Annotated in this window: 17 protein-coding genes; 12 read left to right on the forward strand and 5 right to left on the reverse strand. The window is 57.1% G+C overall.

Annotated features, from left to right (window positions below):
- Positions 1 to 138 precede the first annotated feature (138 nt).
- Entirely contained in the window at positions 139 to 1,632 is a 1,494-nt protein-coding gene (locus tag C8J33_RS24750) for a PLP-dependent aminotransferase family protein (protein ID WP_132665691.1), read from the reverse strand.
- A gap of 103 nt (positions 1,633 to 1,735) precedes the next feature.
- On the opposite strand from C8J33_RS24750, the gene C8J33_RS24755 reads away from it, so the two are divergent.
- From C8J33_RS24755 to C8J33_RS24765, 3 genes are all read left to right on the forward strand, one after another.
- A complete protein-coding gene (locus C8J33_RS24755) occupies positions 1,736 to 2,914 on the forward strand; it encodes an MFS transporter (protein ID WP_207904062.1) in 1,179 nt (392 codons plus the stop codon).
- A gap of 34 nt (positions 2,915 to 2,948) precedes the next feature.
- Positions 2,949 to 4,028, forward strand: a complete 1,080-nt coding sequence (locus C8J33_RS24760) for a D-alanine--D-alanine ligase family protein (protein WP_132665726.1) — start codon at positions 2,949 to 2,951, stop codon at positions 4,026 to 4,028.
- A 141-nt stretch (positions 4,029 to 4,169) separates the two neighbouring features.
- Positions 4,170 to 4,859 (forward strand): gamma-glutamyl-gamma-aminobutyrate hydrolase family protein, encoded by a 690-nt coding sequence (locus C8J33_RS24765; RefSeq protein WP_132665692.1) that lies wholly within the window; start codon positions 4,170 to 4,172, stop codon positions 4,857 to 4,859.
- A 399-nt stretch (positions 4,860 to 5,258) separates the two neighbouring features.
- On the opposite strand, the gene ltrA is transcribed toward C8J33_RS24765, so the two are convergent.
- Positions 5,259 to 6,734 (reverse strand): group II intron reverse transcriptase/maturase, encoded by a 1,476-nt coding sequence (gene ltrA / locus C8J33_RS24770; protein WP_132665727.1) that lies wholly within the window; start codon positions 6,732 to 6,734, stop codon positions 5,259 to 5,261.
- Between the two features lie 104 nt (positions 6,735 to 6,838).
- Here ltrA and C8J33_RS27205 point away from each other — a divergent pair, with 104 nt between their 5' ends.
- Together C8J33_RS27205 and C8J33_RS24780 are read left to right on the forward strand one after the other, a co-directional pair.
- Positions 6,839 to 7,045, forward strand: a complete 207-nt coding sequence (locus C8J33_RS27205; RefSeq protein ID WP_165929886.1) for a hypothetical protein — start codon at positions 6,839 to 6,841, stop codon at positions 7,043 to 7,045.
- 237 nt (positions 7,046 to 7,282) lie between these two features.
- On the forward strand, positions 7,283 to 8,170 hold the full coding sequence (locus C8J33_RS24780) for a retropepsin-like aspartic protease (protein WP_132665693.1): 888 nt from the start codon (positions 7,283 to 7,285) through the stop codon (positions 8,168 to 8,170).
- A gap of 231 nt (positions 8,171 to 8,401) precedes the next feature.
- On the opposite strand, the gene C8J33_RS24785 is transcribed toward C8J33_RS24780, so the two are convergent.
- Positions 8,402 to 8,809 (reverse strand): tautomerase family protein, encoded by a 408-nt coding sequence (locus C8J33_RS24785; RefSeq protein WP_132443037.1) that lies wholly within the window; start codon positions 8,807 to 8,809, stop codon positions 8,402 to 8,404.
- A gap of 94 nt (positions 8,810 to 8,903) precedes the next feature.
- Here C8J33_RS24785 and C8J33_RS24790 point away from each other — a divergent pair, with 94 nt between their 5' ends.
- Positions 8,904 to 9,779 carry a LysR substrate-binding domain-containing protein gene (locus tag C8J33_RS24790; RefSeq protein ID WP_132443036.1) on the forward strand — a complete coding sequence of 292 codons (876 nt, stop codon included), beginning with the start codon at positions 8,904 to 8,906 and terminating at the stop codon, positions 9,777 to 9,779.
- Here the strand turns inward: C8J33_RS24790 and C8J33_RS24795 are convergent.
- Positions 9,758 to 10,663, reverse strand: a complete 906-nt coding sequence (locus C8J33_RS24795; protein WP_132665694.1) for a LysR substrate-binding domain-containing protein — start codon at positions 10,661 to 10,663, stop codon at positions 9,758 to 9,760. The genes C8J33_RS24790 and C8J33_RS24795 overlap by 22 nt on opposite strands.
- 101 nt (positions 10,664 to 10,764) lie before the next feature.
- Between C8J33_RS24795 and C8J33_RS24800 the strand changes: the two genes are divergently transcribed.
- Positions 10,765 to 11,991 carry an MFS transporter gene (locus C8J33_RS24800; protein ID WP_132665695.1) on the forward strand — a complete coding sequence of 409 codons (1,227 nt, stop codon included), beginning with the start codon at positions 10,765 to 10,767 and terminating at the stop codon, positions 11,989 to 11,991.
- A gap of 105 nt (positions 11,992 to 12,096) precedes the next feature.
- On the opposite strand, the gene C8J33_RS24805 is transcribed toward C8J33_RS24800, so the two are convergent.
- On the reverse strand, positions 12,097 to 12,729 hold the full coding sequence (locus tag C8J33_RS24805) for a recombinase family protein (RefSeq protein ID WP_132665696.1): 633 nt from the start codon (positions 12,727 to 12,729) through the stop codon (positions 12,097 to 12,099).
- Between the two features lie 396 nt (positions 12,730 to 13,125).
- Between C8J33_RS24805 and C8J33_RS24810 the strand changes: the two genes are divergently transcribed.
- From C8J33_RS24810 to C8J33_RS24830, 5 genes are all read left to right on the forward strand, one after another.
- Positions 13,126 to 13,446: a hypothetical protein gene (locus tag C8J33_RS24810; protein ID WP_245507278.1), complete on the forward strand. Its 321-nt coding sequence runs from the start codon at positions 13,126 to 13,128 to the stop codon at positions 13,444 to 13,446.
- Positions 13,447 to 13,562: 116 nt separating this feature from the next.
- The gene (locus tag C8J33_RS24815) at positions 13,563 to 14,570 is read left to right on the forward strand and encodes a serine hydrolase domain-containing protein (RefSeq protein WP_132665697.1); all 1,008 of its coding nucleotides are present in this window, start codon (positions 13,563 to 13,565) and stop codon (positions 14,568 to 14,570) included.
- 18 nt (positions 14,571 to 14,588) lie between these two features.
- Complete coding sequence (locus tag C8J33_RS24820) at positions 14,589 to 15,551, forward strand: alpha/beta hydrolase family protein (RefSeq protein ID WP_165929887.1); 963 nt, start codon at positions 14,589 to 14,591, stop codon at positions 15,549 to 15,551.
- Positions 15,552 to 15,566: 15 nt separating this feature from the next.
- Positions 15,567 to 16,586: a serine hydrolase domain-containing protein gene (locus C8J33_RS24825; RefSeq protein WP_132665699.1), complete on the forward strand. Its 1,020-nt coding sequence runs from the start codon at positions 15,567 to 15,569 to the stop codon at positions 16,584 to 16,586.
- 150 nt (positions 16,587 to 16,736) lie between these two features.
- The gene (locus C8J33_RS24830; RefSeq protein WP_245507279.1) at positions 16,737 to 17,297 is read left to right on the forward strand and encodes a DUF930 domain-containing protein; all 561 of its coding nucleotides are present in this window, start codon (positions 16,737 to 16,739) and stop codon (positions 17,295 to 17,297) included.
- Positions 17,298 to 17,299 lie beyond the last annotated feature (2 nt).

Consider the following 17,299-nt stretch of genomic DNA (forward strand, 5'->3'; position numbering starts at 1 on the left):
TTTGGCTGCGAAATCTGAAAAATCTCGTCGCCCATAGAGTTCCGGCATTGAACAGCGCAGGACTTCATTCCCCAAAAGAGTTTTTGGACGCTCTGCGGGAGATTTGCGACGGTGGTCGGAAATCACGAACGACTAAAACTATTGAAAACGCTCCTGATCGAACATCCTTGCCAGCCATTGCGTCCCAATATCGGCTTCCTGCTCTGAAAGCCCTGAAAACCCAAGCATCAGTCCTGGCGCGGGAGAGCTGGAGACATGCATGGGAGAGATCGGAATGACGATAACACCACGCTTTTGCGCAGCGTTCGAAACGGCAACATCGTCACTCCATATTCCGGCACTCCGCACCGTCAGGTGAATGCCCTGCTCCGGACTGGAGACGTTCAAATGGTCACCCATACGTTCCTGTAGGAGGTGGGCAAGCAGGTCACGCGAGGCCCGGTGGCGCTCTCTCAGCCGTCGAAGATGCGCGGGAAAATAGCCTTCGTTCAGAAAATCGGCCACGATGCGTTGCGGTAGCACCGGGGGGAAGCGATCAAGGATCGGACGCACCGCCCGAAATACCTGCGTTAGATCGGGTGGCACCACCAGATAGCCAACCCGAAAACTCGGCAGAAGAGATTTGCTGAAGGTTCCCGCATAAATGACCCTGTTGGCCTGATCGAGTCCCTGCAACGATGCGATCGGATGCCCATCGTAGCGAAACTCGCTGTCGTAATCGTCTTCAATAATCCAGCAGCCGTTTTCCCGCGCGTAAGAGAGTAGTTCCAGCCTGCGCGGGAGGGGGAGAGCCGCTCCCGACGGATATTGATGCGAGGGGGTGACATAGATGAGCGCTGGCGGGTCTACATTGGCACGGACCAGAGCTTCGGTAATGAGACCGTCCCGATCTACCGGATACCCGACGATTTTGGCTCCTTGAAGGATCAACGCATGTCTTGCGGGCGGGTAGCAGGGGTCTTCCACGAAAGCGGTCTCTCCCGGCGTAACCAGAACGCGAAAGACGAGATCGAGGGCCTGCTGAGTTCCAGATGTGATGAATACCTGATCACTGGTGCAGCGCACACCGCGCGAGGCGGTGAGATACGCAACGATAGCCGATCTTAGCTCCACTTCCCCCTGAGTGTCCCCGTATCCGTCGCGGGAATAATTCAGGTGCCGGCCGGCAATACGGCTGAGCAAGCGTGTCGTTCGTTCATCATGGACAATGCGGCCTGTTGTGAAGGGCAACTGCTTCGGCGTCTCAAGGCTGGTCGCCAGGGAAAGGGCCTTCGTCGCTGCCGCCGAAACGGTGCGGCGCGGCGAATCTGTGCTCTGTCGCGTCAAATTGTCGGGCTGGCTGAATACGTCAGGCAGACCCGGTGAAACATAGGTGCCGGACCCATGCCTGGCGCTCGCATAGCCCTCAGCAATCAGGATTTCATAAGCTTCAGCGACGGAGCCGCGCGATAGCTTCCATTCCTTCGCCGCCAACCGGGTCGAGGGCAGTCTATGTCCCGATCCCAAGCGGCCAGCCATGATGGCGTTACGCAGCGAGAGATAGAGCTGCCTTACAAGAGAAATTTCCGACTCCGGATCGATGTGTGGAAGAAACGCCGCCGAAAGGCTCTCACGTCTTCGCGTCTGGCTCATTGATTCCTCCAAAAGTGGCTCAAGGAAGGAGCGCGGAGTGGCGCTTAAATAATGAACATTATTGCTATTTAATAGAGCCACTTCAATCTTTTCCGAGGCTCAAATGACTTCTATGCGCGCCGCTTCCGCGCCATTCCTGTTCGCAGGCACCATATTTGCCGCAGCCGGATATGGTGCGACGTTCCTGTTCTCGGCTTACATCCGCGCTCGTGGTGGAGATGACATCGATACCGGCTTGGCCCTGGGCGCAGCGATGATCGGCACATTTGCCGGCGTTCCGCTGGTCGGGTGGTTTTCAGGTCGCATCGATGCCGCACGAATGACGGCAATTGCCGCCGTGTCGATCGCCTGCGGTTTCCTCGTACTGGCCTTCGCTGGCGCCCACGGGATTGCCCTTAGCCGTGTTGCTGGTGCTTTGATCGGCCTTGGCTGGGGCATGTTCTACATCGGCGCGCCCATGGCATTGTCCGAGCGGGTGACGGACGCCGATCGAGGGTTCTGGTTCACGCGCTTCGGTGCATTCCAGATGGCAGGAATCGGTGGCGGTCCTGTGCTCGTCAACCTCGCCATCGGGGATTTCGGGCTGGCAATCGAGACTGCTTTTCTGCTGGTCGCATTTGCTGCGCTGGCCGCGAGCATTTTATTGCTGGCATTCGGCAACAAATCTCCCCTTCCGAGGCAAGGGCAGGCGATCCGCCCGTGGGTGCGTGACATCGCACGCATTGCGCCATCACACACCATACGGCCAATCTTGATGGTCGGGCTTGGAGCCTGCGTTTTCTCGGGCCTGATGAGTTTCCAGAGTTCACTGGTCGAGGGTACGAAGGCCAACGCCAGTTCGTTTTTCATCCTCTATGCGGTCACGGTTGTCGGAGCGCGTATTACGCTGGCTCGCTTTCTTGCAAGGCTACCGCAGTCTGGCCTTGCGATCGGGCTGCTGCTGGTCATGATTTGCGGTGTGGCGGCGATGTTCGGAGTTCCTTCGTCTCCTGTTTTTCAGATGGTGTCGGCGGTGCTGACAGGCATCGGCTATGGCCTGGTCTATCCCGTCATTCAGACATGGGCGGTCAACAGCGCCGCGCCAGAGCACCGGCATGCGGCTCTGACCTGGTTCGTCCTCATTTATTTTGTTGGCATATTCGGCTTCCCCGTTCTCGGCGGCTGGATTCTGGTCAATTTCGGAAAAGGGGCGCTTCTATCGGCTTTGCTGTTCGCGGCCGTTCTGGAAGTTGCTATCGCTACGTTTGCGATCACCTTCAGGAAAAGCGCTGTGCTACGGTAATGAGAATATGGAACTGTAGTTGGACGGCCTGATGATGGAAAAAGAGAACAATCCCAAAATACGTATTGCCGTGATTTATGGCGGCCGATCGACCGAGCACAACGTGTCGGTTCTCTCTGCGACCAACGTCATGAATGCGCTGGCCCCTGAAAAATACGATGCCATACCTATTTTCGTCACCCGTGAAGGAAAATGGCTACTGAGTGTTTTTGAAAGTGGCACGCTCGCAACTCCGTCGATCGGCACAGAGGTTTGTTTCATTCCAGGGGGATATGGGCGGGTGATCGCCCTTCCTGTTGATCGCGCTGCCTATGAGCCGCCAAAGATTCATATCCTGTTTCCTGTCTTGCATGGGCTTCACGGCGAGGACGGCGCAGTGCAAGGGCTGGCAGAGGTAGCATGTGTGCCACTGGCAGGATGCGGCATACCCGGCTCCGCCAACGCACTCGACAAGGACATCGCCAAGCGATTGTTCAATGAGGCAGGCGTGCCAGCCGCGCGTTCTATCACAATACATCACGGTGCAGCACCAACGTTCGGTGAACTTGCGCGGACGCTCGGTCTACCCATCTTCGTTAAGCCGGCTCGCCAAGGTTCTTCGGTCGGAGTCAGCAAGGTTTCGAATAATGCGGATTATGAGGCCGCCCTTTCAGAAGGCTTTCGGCACGACAGAAAGCTTCTCGCGGAGGAGTTCATTCAGGGGCGTGAGATCGAATGTGCCGTTTTAGAAAATATTGATGGCTCCCTGTTCGTGTCGAGGACAGGTGAAATCATTCCGGCTGAAAGCCATGGCTTTTATACCTATGACGCCAAATACATAGACTCGAACGGGGCAGCGCTAAGGGTGCCGGCTGAGTTACCTCACGAAGTTGAGGAGAAAATCCGAGCCTATGCGGCGAGAGCGTTCCGTGCATTGGGCTGCGATAGCATGTCGAGGGCGGACTTCTTCGTCACAGAAGACATGCGAATCCTGGTCAACGAACTCAACACGATTCCCGGATTTACGGACATCAGCATGTATTCGAAGGTCATGGCGGCAAGCGGCGTCAGCTATACCGAAACGATTGACCGACTGGTTGCCCATGGCTTGGCGCGCGCGAGCCGATCCCTCTGAATTTTCGCGAAAGTCCTGAATCTCCGACGTTGCGGAAGTCGGGTTTATTATGTGATCAGAAATAGGACAAGGCTTGCGATCGACTACCGAAGGCCGCTGCTCAATGCTCCGGAAAAATTTTCTACCCAAAGGTTTGAACCCATGAGAAAGCCCCGCATCGCCGTTGTCCTTGACGAAAACACGAGTTCGGGCGGGACTCACTATGAAGCCGCGAAGGGATATTTTTCGAGCGTTAGGAACGCGGGCGGATTACCCTTTGGGGTCCCATATCTTCACGAAGTAGTGGACGTTGTCCTGGCGGAGTTTGATGGGCTGGTTTCTGTAGGGGGCAGGTTCGCTTATCCCGATGATTGGTACGTCGATAATGCCAGCTCCAAAGCGCCGCCGTCTGAACGATTTGAAGTCGAGAAAGCTATCGTCGAAGGCTTCCTTGAACGAAATAAGCCGGTGCTTGGGATATGTGCCGGAATGCAGATGCTTGCCTGCTTGAATGGATGCCGTCTTACGCCAGATCTTCGCGCATCGAATCCAAACGCCCTTGAACACGACAAGCGGGGTTATTTTCACCCGATAGATATTGTCCAAGGATCCAGCCTTGCGGAGGTGATCGGAAGGCTGCGTATCGAGGTGAACACCTTTCACCGCGAGGCAATAGCCCAATTGTCTCCAGCAGTGAATGCTTGCGCGTATGCGGAGGATGGTATTGTCGAGGCGATCGAGATCTCAACCAATACCTTTGCTATTGGAATTCAGTGGCATCAGGAACTGCTGGCAGAAATGGATCATCCCGGAAATCGCCTGTTCACCGGCTTGGTAGAGGCGTCGTCATAAGCACACCGACTTCCAAACAGGGAACGTAACAGCGTGGAATCTGGATCGCGAAGTGTCGCTAAACTCTGTGGTTCTAAATTAAGTAGCTATTCGCTTGGCTTGTCGCGGAAATCCTACAGACCGTCCGAAAACTCAAGGCAGGAAAATTTCGTTAGAAAATGATGCTAGCAGCTTCTCCTGCTGCCACCGTCTATAGAATGCATCATATTGAATAGTCGGAATGCCGGAAGGAAATTCTACGTAGGAAATTTCATTCTGAGTTTTCGGACGGCCTGCCTAATATTCGCGACAAAATCGCGGGCATTGAATTTTCACTGGAATTTCTGATCGCGGTAGGGACGCCCATCGCTGAGCGCCCCCCGCACAGATCCGTACGTGCGGAATTCCCGCATACGGCTCCTACCTCCGGTGTTTGACGGCGAAGCGTTCGCTGGGCCGAGGATGACGGATGAGCGGTTTTGGGAGCCAGTCGTCAGCCAGCGTCTTCATCCGGACCCATGTCATCGTATCCTTTTGGCTGCGTCGTCGAAGCGACCGCCGCCATAGATCAGTGACATAGTGACGGAATACCGCCAGCGCCGCGCCATTGTCCGGCACGGCGTGATAGTTGAAGAAACCGGTAACGACCTGCCTCAGCCATTTCCCTTGTTCAGGAATGGACTGGTGCAGTCGCCGTCTCAACTCCCCCTTTATGTCTTGCAGCCTTGCCTGCATGCGATCCCGTCTGGTTCGGCGCTTGACGACGAATTTACCCCGACGGGATTTGCTGCAGATGAAGGTGAAGCCGAGGAAGTTGAAGGTTGCAGGCTTTCCGAGCCCGACCTTTCCGCGCTGAGCCGCTGCGAAGCGGCCAAACTCGATCAGGCGGGTCTTTTCCGGATGCAACGACAGCGCAAACTCCTGCAGTCGCTCGCGCATCTCTTCCCGGAAGCGGCGGGCATCGTTCTCATACTGGAACCCGATCACAATGTCGTCGGCGTACCGTATGATGATCATGTCGCCCTTGGCCTTCTGCCGTCTCCAGCGGGCAGCCCACAGGTCGAACACGTAGTGCAGGTAGATGTTGGCCAGGAGCGGCGATGCCACCGAGCCCTGTCCAGTCCCTGTCTCACTAACCGTTACCACCCCATCTTCCAGAATCCCCGCCTTCAGCCATTTCTGGATCAGGCGGATGATGCGCTGGTCGCCAATCCGATGGTTCAGGAAGCGGATCAGCCAATCTTGGTCGACCGCATCGAAGAACGCTTGGATATCGGCGTCCAGTATGTAGTTCACCTTCCGTTCGTTCAGCCCAACCATGAGAGCGTCCAGCGCATCGTGCTGGCCGCGCTCAGGGCGGAAACCATACGAGAAGCCGAGGAAGTCCTCCTCGTAAATCCCGTTAAGCACCGCGATCGTCGCCCTTTGGACGATCTTGTCCTCAATGGCGGCAATCGCCAGCGGGCGTCGTCGCCCATCTGCCTTGGGTATGAACCGCCGCCGAGACGGCTGAGCCCGGTATGTGCCCCGATGGACCCGTTCGTGCAGTGCCTTGATGTTATTATCAAGATTTGCCTCGTAGCCCTGCCACGTCACTCCATCCGCACCGGCCGCCGCGCCGCGCCTTAAGGCTAAGAACGACATCCGGAGCAATTCCGGTGTGATGTGGTGATACAGGGCGGTGAACCGCTCCGTCTTCCTTTGCCTTGCGGCATTCCGTACGCGTTCGAGCGCCTGTGACACACTTTCCCGGTCCTGAGCCCGGCGCGTGCTTTGCTCGTTCGCGTTCCCCTTGGTCCCGGCCCTTGGCTTCCCCGGCTCCGCCACCGGCTCTCCGGTGTTGTTCGTCGGGTTCACAGCTACTATGGCCGAGTCTGACTTCTCATGTCCGTTCATCATCGGCTACGGCTCCTCGCCTTCCCGATGCGGACCGGACGGGGCATCAACCGCGTTCGGCCGGGCATGAGATCTCCCGGTTCCCGTACAAGGAGCGTCTGCACATGCCAGGGTCTGCGACCACGCCGGGTCGTCCAAGCACTTGCGATAGCGTGCTCGTGCGTATTGCCTTCCGTCTTGCAAACAACGTCGGCACCCGGAACCATGACTATTTCGCGGCTCAATGGCTGGCCTATGCATTCCCCTACCGACGCTTCGCCGCCGTCCTCGCGGACGTCAGCGCACGGCTCGGGGCCGGTGTGGGTCGCTAATCCTTCACCGAAATGGACTTGCACCATATACTCCTTGCCGGTCTCCCGGCGCACTTGCAAAAGTCTCTCGCAAAATAGTTAGTTTTGCGAGAGACTTTTGCGAAAATTGGCGTGACGCTTCTGACCCTTTGTTGCCGGAAGACTTGCGTTCATACAACAAGTGACGCCTTGGGCTGCATTTGATAAATCTACTTTGGCTGGCTATCAAAAGTTGAGGCCATCTCAGAGGACCAGCCCGTGAGGCTCTTCAACAGCACGATTGCAGCATTTGTCGCGATAGCTATGACCGGCGCAGCCGAAACGGCCAGGGCGTCGGATTTGGTGTTCCCCATCAGGTTCGATGAATTCTCCACGCCCATGGTCGAGCTGGAACTGGACGGCACGGTTGTCGCCCTGATGCTGGATACGGGATCGGCCGAGGGTCTGCATCTGACGCGGCCGATGATCGAACGGATCGAGGGCGCGCGGCTCACAGGGGAGACGCAAAAGTCGAGCAACATCGCTGGCGACGTGCAGGAGAACGCTCGTTTCGTTGTCGATAAGCTGACAATCAACGGCCAAACATTTCACGATGTCTCGGGTGTCGAGTTCACGCCTTGGGCTGTGACAATGATGGGTGCGGACGAGCCGCCCGTTTCTCCGGTAATCGGTCTAAACCTCTTCGAAGGGCGTCGCATCGTCATCGACTACCAAGCCTCAACGCTGACTGTTTCCGAAAGTGGGCCGGAGTTTGACGCTGGCGGCAAGGGTGGGTGGACCGAGGTGCCGCTTCGACGAACAGAAGAAGGATTGCTCCTTGACGCCAATATAGGTGGCCAGGCGCAACTGATGTCGCTCGACAGCGGTGCTTCAATGTCGATGGTGTTTGCTGACCGCATCGACGCTGCGGCTTCATCGGTTCCCTGCCGAGCGATCTATCCGAACTTGCCGGAAACGGATTGCGAGCTGGTTCCGGTAGAGACAGAGTTTGGTGGCTTCCGCCGCTCAGTTCACGCATTCCTAATGCGTGACGACCCAGGGAAGTTCGAAGGTGTTGGCCTGCTTGGCGGCGACTTCCTTTTCCAGCACGCCGTCGAAATCGATCTGAAGGTTGATCGAATGTTCGTGCGCGCTTTCGCACCATAGGCGGGACAAGATCGCGGATGACGAATTGAGCGTTGTCGCGAATGTTAGCCAGGCCGTCCGAAAACTCAGAATGAAATTTCCTACGTAGAATTTCCTTCCGGCATTCCGACTATTCAATATGATGCATTCTATAGACGGTGGCAGCAGGAGAAGCTGCTAGCATCATTTTCTAACGAAATTTTCCTGCCTTGAGTTTTCGGACGGTCTGTAGCAATTTTGCGATAGCTGGGCTTAACTGTCAGCGCCGCGCTGCTGGGCTATCGCCATAGCGAATACCCCGTTTCCGACGCTCCAGTCCGAATAGTCGTTTTCGTGCATAAAAATGAAAATGTCTTTGGGCGACACAGCCGCCGCCGCTTCAAGGTTCCGGGTGATGGCAGCATAGAGATCGCGTTTCATGGCATCGCTTCTGCCCCTGCGCATTGTGATTTCCACGACAATCAGGTTTTCGGAACGGGCAATGCCGTTGAAGCTTCGATCATAGAAGAACTCGCCGTCTTCATATTCGCTAACAAGATTGAACAACTCATCCTTCGGCATACCGATACCCTCGACAAGGGCCTCGTGAATTCCTTGTACGATCTGTTGTTTCCGTGATTTCTCTGTTCCTTTAGGCATGGCTGTTCTGACAAATGGCATGGTTCACCTCATCGTTTCAATGAAGCACTATCTATCACCACCAGTGTGCTTTGCTTATTGACAGTTCGGCCGTTTCATTGTGAGTAAAATTCACATGAAAAGCCGTAAGAATCTACCCGTCGCCGCCCTGAGAGCCTTCGAGGCCGCTGCACGGCATGGCCAACTGTCATCAGCCGCCGAAGAACTCGGGGTGACCCACGGGGCGGTTAGCCGCCATGTCAGCCATCTTGAGACATTTGTCGGCGCAGAATTGTTTGAGGGAGCGCGAAACCGTCCGAAGCTCACCGCAGAGGGCCGGGTATTCGGCTTTGCCCTGACTGCTGCTTTCGATCAGATGGAGGACGCGCTTCGCATCATCGGGCGAGGCGATCGCGGCATTTTGGACGTGGCCTGCCTCAGCACCTTTGCCATGCGTTGGCTTATTCCACGTCTTCATGGCTTTACAGCCAGGTATCCACACTATGACGTGCGCCTCGCAACGGATGATCAGCACGCACGCAATCACATCGATGTTCAGATTCTGGTTCTACCTGGGGAAACTGTTATTCCGGAAAACGGTTCACTGCTTTTCCGCGAGAAGCTGGCGCTGGTCGTCGCGCCATCGCTTGCAGCGGATAACCGGACCGATGTGCTCGCGCTGCCTCGACTAGAGACACGGACGCGGCCTGACGCCTGGCGCGAATGGGCACGTCTGACGCATACAGAGGGGCATAACGAAACCGGCGGAACCCGAATTTTCGATCATTATCACATGACCATTGAGGCTGCCCTCAACAGCCTCGGCATTGCAATCGCTCCCTGGCATCTGGTGGCTGAGGACGTTGGCTGCGGTCGATTGCGCGCACCTTTTGGGTTTGTGGATAGCAACTATGTTTATGCCGTGCAGGTGATCCGGCTGGGAAGACCGAAGACAGAGCATTTCGTCAAGTGGCTTAAAGAGATCGCCCATCAGGACAGTCGCATATTGTAGGATATCTGCGAATCCGCACGGACTTCAGAGACCAACCAATCCCGAAAGTGCGCAACGGCGGGTCGTTGCAACGCCTCCGCCGTGCTCACGGCGTAATAGGCGAAGTTCGTCGGCCACTGGATTGAGATGGGCCGCACGAGACGCCCGGAACGGAGATCGTCGTCGGCATAGGTATCGCGGACCAGGGCAAGTCCTTGTCCTGCTACGGCCGCCTTCACCGTCAGATGGTCGTCGGAGAAAGAGGGGCCGGGAAGTTGCGCAGACACGTCCTCACCATATGCCTTGAACCAGAGCCGCCAATCCGCACGATCAAGGTCGTGCAGAAGAGGAAACCCAAGGCAATCGGCAGGAATCCTGATAGGGGCGCGGCTCTGAAGAAGTTGCGGGCTGGCGACAACGATCAGCTCGGGAGCGACGAGGGGGACCGACAGGAGCCCCGGATAGTCCCCAAGCCCGTGACGGATCGCCATATCCACCGGCTCGCGCTTCAGGTCCACAATGCGGCTGTCGGTTTCCAGCTCGATGTCGATATGGGGGTGGATCTTCGAGAAGCGCGACAGGCGCGGGACCAGCCAGTTCGCAGCAAAGGACGCCATGGTACTGATCCTGATGCGATGACTGGATGACCGCTCCAATCCGCGCCGCGCGCCGTCGATCCTGAGGAACGGCTCGTCCAAGACAGCGAACAACGTTTGCCCGGCCTCGGTCAACGTGACACCTGTCGCTGTTCTCCTGAACAGCCGATGCCCCGCCTGTTCTTCCAGTTCCCGCACCCTCTGGCTGATTGCACCAGGCGTGAGGGACAAAGCGATGGCGGCATCCCGCATCCGTCCTGATCGGGCCACGACAATGAACGTTTCGAGCAAGGAGAGCGGTATTGTCATGGGGCATATTTAGCACAGCTAAACATGCCCGGTAAAACCGTCGTTTGCCGATCGTCGCTTGCTCGCGGAATTGTCCTCGCAAGACATGCAGGGGAAATTTCATGGATTCGAGCCGATCATCGACATCAATTCAGCAATGGGCGGTCGTCGCGTTCAGTTTTCTGGCTCTCGCTCTGGCCTTCTCGGCGCGGGCCACGCTTGGAATGGTCATGCCGATCTGGTCCCAAGAGCTTGGCTGGTCGCGCAGCTTCGTTTCTGGATCGGCTGCGGCGGCGCTGCTGGTCATGGCGGCAGTCGCGCCGTTCGCCGGCCGTCTGGTCGATCAGCATGGAGTTAGGTCAACGCTCGCGCTCGGCCTTGCCCTTGTCGGGACCGGATGCCTGATCGTCTCGGCGACCAGCAATGCCGCCGTTTTCGTTCTGGCTTTCAGCGGATTGTCGGCGCTCGGCTTCGGGATCGTGGCAACGCATGTGGTATCAACGGCCATCGCAAGGCAATTCGACACAAACCGTGGGCTTGCGACGGGCATCGCCACCTCCGGTTCAACAGGCGGGCAATTCCTGATCGTTCCCCTGGTCGCGGCGGTTCTGACTGTATTCAGTTGGCGGTGGAGTTTTTTCGCCATCGGACTGGCCTGCCTCGTCCTCATCCCGCTGCTATGGCGGACACTGGCGACAAAGGATGGCCACGGGGAAGACGTTTCCTCTTCCATGCCATCCGTCTCCCTGAAAGACGATCTCTCCGCGATCCTGCGGAAACCGGCTTTCCATGTCTTGTTCTGGAGCTTCCTTCTTTGCGGCTACACAACGGCCGGCGTGATCGAAACGCATTTCCTGCCCTATGCTTCTTTCTGCGGTTTCGGGCCGGTTCCAAGCGCTGCGGCCTATGGCGTCCTGTCGGCGGTCAACCTGCTCGGCATGATCGGGGCTGGCTGGCTGACCGATCGGATGAACCGCGTCGTTCTGCTTGGCTCGATCTACATCCTGCGCGGGCTGACCTTCCTTATCCTCATGAATGTCGGAGCCAGCTATGAAATGCTGGTCGTCTTCGCGATGTTGTTCGGCGCTGTCGATTATGCGACCGTTCCGGTCACCGCCAGCCTCGTCGCCAGCCATATAGGCCTACGCGTCATGGGTCTTGCTATGGGACTGATTTCGGCGGGGCACTCGCTCGGTGCGGCGGCCGGCGCATATTCGGGCGGATACATCTTCGACCTGACCATGAGATATGAGTGGGTCTGGCTGATCTCGATTGGGCTGGCAGTGGGGGCGGGCCTTATGGTTTTCATGCTGCGTAACCAACCGAAGCAAACGATAGAGGTCTCCTGACAGGCCGTCCCGGAAATCCCGATTTTTGTTCGATATGTTGGCCCGACTTCTGCACCGTCGCAAAATCAGGATATCTGCGACAGGCTCCGCTCTGCACGGTGGGCCTTACGACCCCCGTTTGCCTCGCGCTAGTAGCCTTTCTCCATCTTGTCGGATCTCTCCACCCGGGCCAACGAACCGATAGAGGGTCTGTCTCGTTACCCCCAGTTCGGCGCACAGCTCCGCAACCTTTGTTTCCGGCTTCCCCATCGCCGCCTGTGCAAGCCTAAGCTTTGCAGATGTCATTTTAAATGGTCGGCCGCCGTTGCGGCCGCGCGCCCGCGCCGCCTCAAGGCCGGCCTTGGTCCTTTCGATGATCAATGCCCGTTCGAATTCGGCCAATGCCGCGAATATTCCAAACACGAGCCTGCCATTGGCCGTTGAGGTGTCGATCGTCGCGCCTTCGCCGGCAAGCACCTTGAGACCAATATTTCGCTTCGTGAGTTCATCGACCAAGTTGACCAGGTGACGGAGATCGCGGCCTAGTCGATCGAGTTTCCAGACAAGGAGAGTGTCTCCGGCTCTAAGAGCCTTAAGGCAAGCTGTCAGTCCAGGACGATCGTCCTTTTTTCCAGAGGCGGAATCTTCATAGATATTGTTGCCGTCAACACCGGCCGCAACCAGCGCGTCCCGCTGTAGATCGTGAAGCTGTGTGCCGTCAGATTTTGAGACACGGGCATATCCTAAAAGGGCTGTCACATTAACGCTCGTATTTGTTACAGTCAGTGTGACGGCGGCGAAAAACTAAAAGCGCGTCACATAACCCGTGTTATATTCTGTGTCATGTAAACCTACCTCGATTTAGATATTATGACAATATAAGTCATTGAGAGGGGAGAAAGGCGCGCTGCCCTCTCTCCCCCACAAGCACTAAACCGGTCTCCCCATGCTTCAGCCTGCGGCTTGCAGCACCGGTCCGATTTTCTACAAAAATCCAACGCGGCCCTTCGGGTGGGTGATCCCCCTCCGGTTTAGCGCTTGTCCCCCTCTCTCCAGCTGTTCCGCACGAGCTCGGGAGCAGGACCAGGTCCTGCCCTCCCTTCGATTTGGGAGGCCAAACAGTTTTCGGTCGGTTTTGTGGATAGGTGTAAGATAATGAAGCAGGTATTGGGAGACGGTTCGCTCTTCGAAAAGATGGAGCGCCACATTGCGGCTCAGAAGGCGACGGCAAAGACAGTTAGGGAGTGGGACGAAAAGAGAGCGGTTAAGCGCATGAGCCCTGTGATTTATGCGGCGGCTTTGGCTGCTGCGTCCAAGGAAGACGAGGCAGCACGACTATCGATCGTTATGCACAAGCCAGCCGACCGAAACGAATCCGACCGCAAACTCGAATATATCGCTGCCTATATCCTGACGACCCAGGCAGCATTGGATCCAAGAGAAATGCAAGTGATCGAAGAGGTGGCTGACGGATAGCGAAGATCGCTTTCCAAGCCACAGCGAATTTATGCGGGGACAATCTACCGAAGCCACGCTGGCGCCGTCATGATAGATAAAGCTGTTCATTCTCTTGACTGTTCCAAGGTCATTCTATGCGTTCGATTGTATTTGCCATCATGTCTTTTATGACGTTTGTTCTGGCCGGGGGTGTGAATGCGCAGCCTTGGCAGAACACCGATCCAGCATCTGAGGGTTGGTCGATTGATGGGCTGAAGGCGGCGCAGGCTTACGCCACCAGCCTGAAGCCCACCGCCATCATGGTGGTGCAGGATGGCAAAGTCATTGCCAGTTGGGGCGACGTATCGCGCAAGGTGAATGTTGCATCTGTTCGCAAGAGTTTGCTCAGCGCCCTCTACGGGATCGCGGTCGCAGAGCGCCGCATTGATCTCGGGAGCACCCTTGCGGATCTTGGCATTGATGACAAGCGTCCGGCGCTGACGGCGACCGAGAAACAGGCGACCATCCGCGATCTGCTTATGGCGCGATCTGGAGTCTACCACGTCGCCGCCTACGAAACCGCTGATATCCGCCAGAAGCGGCCCGAACGCGGAAGTCATGTCCCCGGCTCGTTCTGGTTCTATAACAATTGGGACTTTAACACGCTCGGAACGATCTACCGGCGGCAGACCGGCGAGGACATTTTCCAGAGCTTCGCGAAGCGCATCGCCGCGCCGATCGGCATGGAGGATTTTTCGGCGCGTGACGGTAGCTATTCCCTCGATAAATCCTCGGTTCATCCGGCCTACCCCTTCACCATGAGCGCCCGCGACCTTGCGCGTTTTGGACAGCTTTTCCTCAACGGAGGCCAGTGGGAAGGCCGGCATGTCATTCCCAATGCTTGGGTGCGGGAATCCACCACGGCGCTGTCGCAGCCATCCGACCACAATAGCGGTTATGGTTACATGTGGTGGACGCTCCGCACCGATCAGTGGGGACAGGGCGGTGCCTTCAACGCTGGCTACGGCGGCCAGGTTGTTGCCTATGTGCCGGAAAAGCGGCTCGTGATTGTGCAGACCGTGGACCCGGCTCAGAACAGGCGCGGTATCGAAATGCGGGATTTCTTCAAGCTTATGCGGAAAATCGCCGCCGCTGCTCCATAGATGAGGCCAAGTGCGTTCATGCGTTTTCCTTTCGTTGTGCGATCTGCCGCGACCTTCCTTCTCCTTGCAGCGTTTTTGTTGTTCGGAAACTCGGTTGCTTCAGCCTATCAGCAACACAGCGTCGAGAACGGGAACGGGAAGCCCATCAAAATTGCCATATGGCTTCCCGAGACGGCCAATTCAGGCAGCACGGCAATTCATCCACTGGTCCTTATCTCACACGGAAACGGGGGCGGCCTTGCAGCGCATGCCGATACTGCCGAAGCGCTTGCGGATGCCGGCTACATCGTCGTCGCGATCGCTCACCCCGGCGACACCAAGGGCGATGATCGTGACCCTGCACGCAAATGGTTGATTGAACGCATCGGCCATGTCACCCGGGTCCTCGACTACCTGCAATCCGAATGGGAGGGGCGCACTGCGGTTGATAGATCCCGGATCGGAGCTTTCGGATTTTCTGCTGGCGGCTTCACAATGCTGGTTGCGTCCGGGGCGTCTCCGCGTGCTGCTTTGGCACAGGAATATTGTCGGAAAGCCACCGCTGAATTTGCTTGCAGGTTGAAGCTGGACGCTGAACTTTCGCGGGTAGTCGGAAAAGACGCGGGTTCATATGCGTGGCATCATGAAGAGCGCATAAGGGCTGCTGTCATCGCTGCACCTGCGTTGGGTTTTTCGTTCGATAGAGATGGGTTGGCTAAGGTGCGCATACCGATCCAACTTTGGGCCGCAGAGAAAGACGACAGAGCACCTGTTACGGCAAACACAGCCCTCCTTTTGGACAGGCTTCCAACCACGCCCGAATACCAACTCGTAAAAGGTGCGGATCACTTCGCATTTTCCCGGCCATGTGAGCCCGGAGACGAAAACAGGCGCAGTTGTAAGGGGCCAGCTGGCTTCGATCGCGCGGCCTTCCACGAACAATTTAACCGGAAGGTTGTCGAATTTTTCAATCGCGCTCTCAATGTCGCGCCAAAACAATGAACGTGTGGAGGTAGCATGCGGCCCTATCGTGGAAATCTCTTTGCCATTCTGGTTTGGCTTTTTGCTTCTGTGATCGCAGGAAATGCGAACGCTGAGCCGTGGCAAAGCATCAATCCTGCATCGGCCGGCTGGTCTGTTGAAAAGTTGAAGGAGGCACAAGACTATGCCTCCAGTCTGAAACCCACGGCGGTCATGGTGGTGCAGGACGGCAAGGTGGTCGCCAGTTGGGGCGACGTGTCCCGCAAGGTGAATGTCGCCTCCGTCCGCAAAAGCCTGCTTAGCGCGCTTTATGGCATCGCGGTCTCGGAGGGGCGCATTGATCTCGGCAACACCCTTGCCGACCTCGATATTGACGACAAGTCTCCGGCGCTGACCGGAGCGGAAAAACGGGCCACGGTGCGCGATCTGCTCATGGCGCGATCCGGCATCTACCATCCGGCCGCCTATGAAACCGGCGACATGCGGCGAAACAGGCCGGAACGGGGAAGCCACGCGCCCGGCACATTCTGGTTCTACAACAATTGGGATTTCAACGCACTCGGGACGATCTACCGGCAGAAGACTGGCGAGGATATTTTCAAGAGCTTCGCGCAGCGCATCGCCGAACCGATCGGCATGCAGGATTTCTCAGCGCGGGATGGCACGTATATATCCGAGCGGCATTCCAGTCATCCCGCCTATCCGTTTCGCCTCAGCGCAAGAGATGCTGCCCGCTTCGGCCAGCTCTATCTCGATGGAGGGCGCTGGAGCGGTCGGCAGGTTATTCCTGCGTCCTGGGTGAAGGCGTCCACCACGGCTTATTCTTCTACCGATCGTGGCAGCATGGGATACGGCTATCTGTGGTGGACGTTGAACCCCGATGTCTTCGGCCCCGGTGCGGCGCTGGCGTCCGGCTACGGCGGTCAGGCGATTGCCATCGTGCCATCAAAGCATCTGGTTGTCGTGCAAACCGTCGATCCGACCCAAAACGCGAAAGGTGTCCGGACAAGTCATTTCGTCAAGCTGTTGCAGCAGCTCGCCGCCGCTGCGCCGTGACGCGTGATGATGCGGCGGGCGGGTACGGAGGATCAGTTTGGCAGATGGAGCTTTGCTGCATCTGCCCTTCTACACCTCGCCCTTTGCGTCCTCGCATGGCTCTTGCCGGTTCCAATGCAATTGCCTTCGCCACAAGAGGAAAGCGTTCAGGTGGAGATTGTGAATCTCCCGCCCCCAGTTTTGGAAGAGAGGCACGAACCCGCGCGCCAGCCACCTCTCGCAATTCAGAAGGATGCCGTACCAGTAGGCAAATCCGAGGAAAAAGCGACGCCGACAGTTCCTCAAGAAGCCGAGCCACAGGATGACACGCCGGCGATGGTGAAGCCGACGCGCATGTTGTCGGAGAAGGTTCTCGATGATCCCCGTAGCCGAAAGGCAAGAAAGGAACTGGCAGCCCTCGCACCCGCCGACCAGATCGAACAGCTTTGCGGCCTCGAAGCCATGGCCCAGGTCGGCGCTTGGAGCAAGGAGCTTCGGCCCGATCGTTTGGTAGCCTATGCGATGGCTGACCCGAAGATGATCGGGGACGCCTTTTCAGCAGATGGCGCAGCGCTTCACAGCAAGAAGGACTGGTACGCGCTTAAATTCAAGTGCGAGCTGACGCCGGATCACAAAATGGTCTCAGCGTTCGAGTTTCTGGTTGGCGAACCCATTCCCCATGAAGAGTGGGCCGAGCACAGCTTGCCCGATGAGAGTGAATCGCTCGATTGATC

This window comes from Rhizobium sp. PP-CC-3G-465, from assembly GCF_004343445.1.
Classification (GTDB): Bacteria; Pseudomonadota; Alphaproteobacteria; order Rhizobiales; family Rhizobiaceae; genus Ferranicluibacter; species Ferranicluibacter rubi.

Bases quoted from the DNA above. Each gene is read 5' to 3' on its own strand.
- C8J33_RS27205 (WP_165929886.1), top strand. From the start codon at position 6,839: ATGCCAGGGTCTGCGACCACGCCGGGTCGTCCAAGCACTTGCGATAGC.
- ltrA (WP_132665727.1), bottom strand. From the start codon at position 6,734: ATGAACGGACATGAGAAGTCAGACTCGGCCATAGTAGCTGTGAACCCG.
- C8J33_RS24750 (WP_132665691.1), bottom strand. From the start codon at position 1,632: ATGAGCCAGACGCGAAGACGTGAGAGCCTTTCGGCGGCGTTTCTTCCA.
- C8J33_RS24795 (WP_132665694.1), bottom strand. From the start codon at position 10,663: ATGACAATACCGCTCTCCTTGCTCGAAACGTTCATTGTCGTGGCCCGA.
- C8J33_RS24825 (WP_132665699.1), top strand. From the start codon at position 15,567: ATGCGGCCCTATCGTGGAAATCTCTTTGCCATTCTGGTTTGGCTTTTT.
- C8J33_RS24820 (WP_165929887.1), top strand. From the start codon at position 14,589: ATGCGTTTTCCTTTCGTTGTGCGATCTGCCGCGACCTTCCTTCTCCTT.
- C8J33_RS24815 (WP_132665697.1), top strand. From the start codon at position 13,563: ATGCGTTCGATTGTATTTGCCATCATGTCTTTTATGACGTTTGTTCTG.
- C8J33_RS24785 (WP_132443037.1), bottom strand. From the start codon at position 8,809: ATGCCATTTGTCAGAACAGCCATGCCTAAAGGAACAGAGAAATCACGG.
- C8J33_RS24760 (WP_132665726.1), top strand. From the start codon at position 2,949: ATGGAAAAAGAGAACAATCCCAAAATACGTATTGCCGTGATTTATGGC.
- C8J33_RS24790 (WP_132443036.1), top strand. From the start codon at position 8,904: ATGAAAAGCCGTAAGAATCTACCCGTCGCCGCCCTGAGAGCCTTCGAG.
- C8J33_RS24800 (WP_132665695.1), top strand. From the start codon at position 10,765: ATGGATTCGAGCCGATCATCGACATCAATTCAGCAATGGGCGGTCGTC.
- C8J33_RS24755 (WP_207904062.1), top strand. From the start codon at position 1,736: ATGACTTCTATGCGCGCCGCTTCCGCGCCATTCCTGTTCGCAGGCACC.
- C8J33_RS24810 (WP_245507278.1), top strand. From the start codon at position 13,126: ATGAAGCAGGTATTGGGAGACGGTTCGCTCTTCGAAAAGATGGAGCGC.
- C8J33_RS24765 (WP_132665692.1), top strand. From the start codon at position 4,170: ATGAGAAAGCCCCGCATCGCCGTTGTCCTTGACGAAAACACGAGTTCG.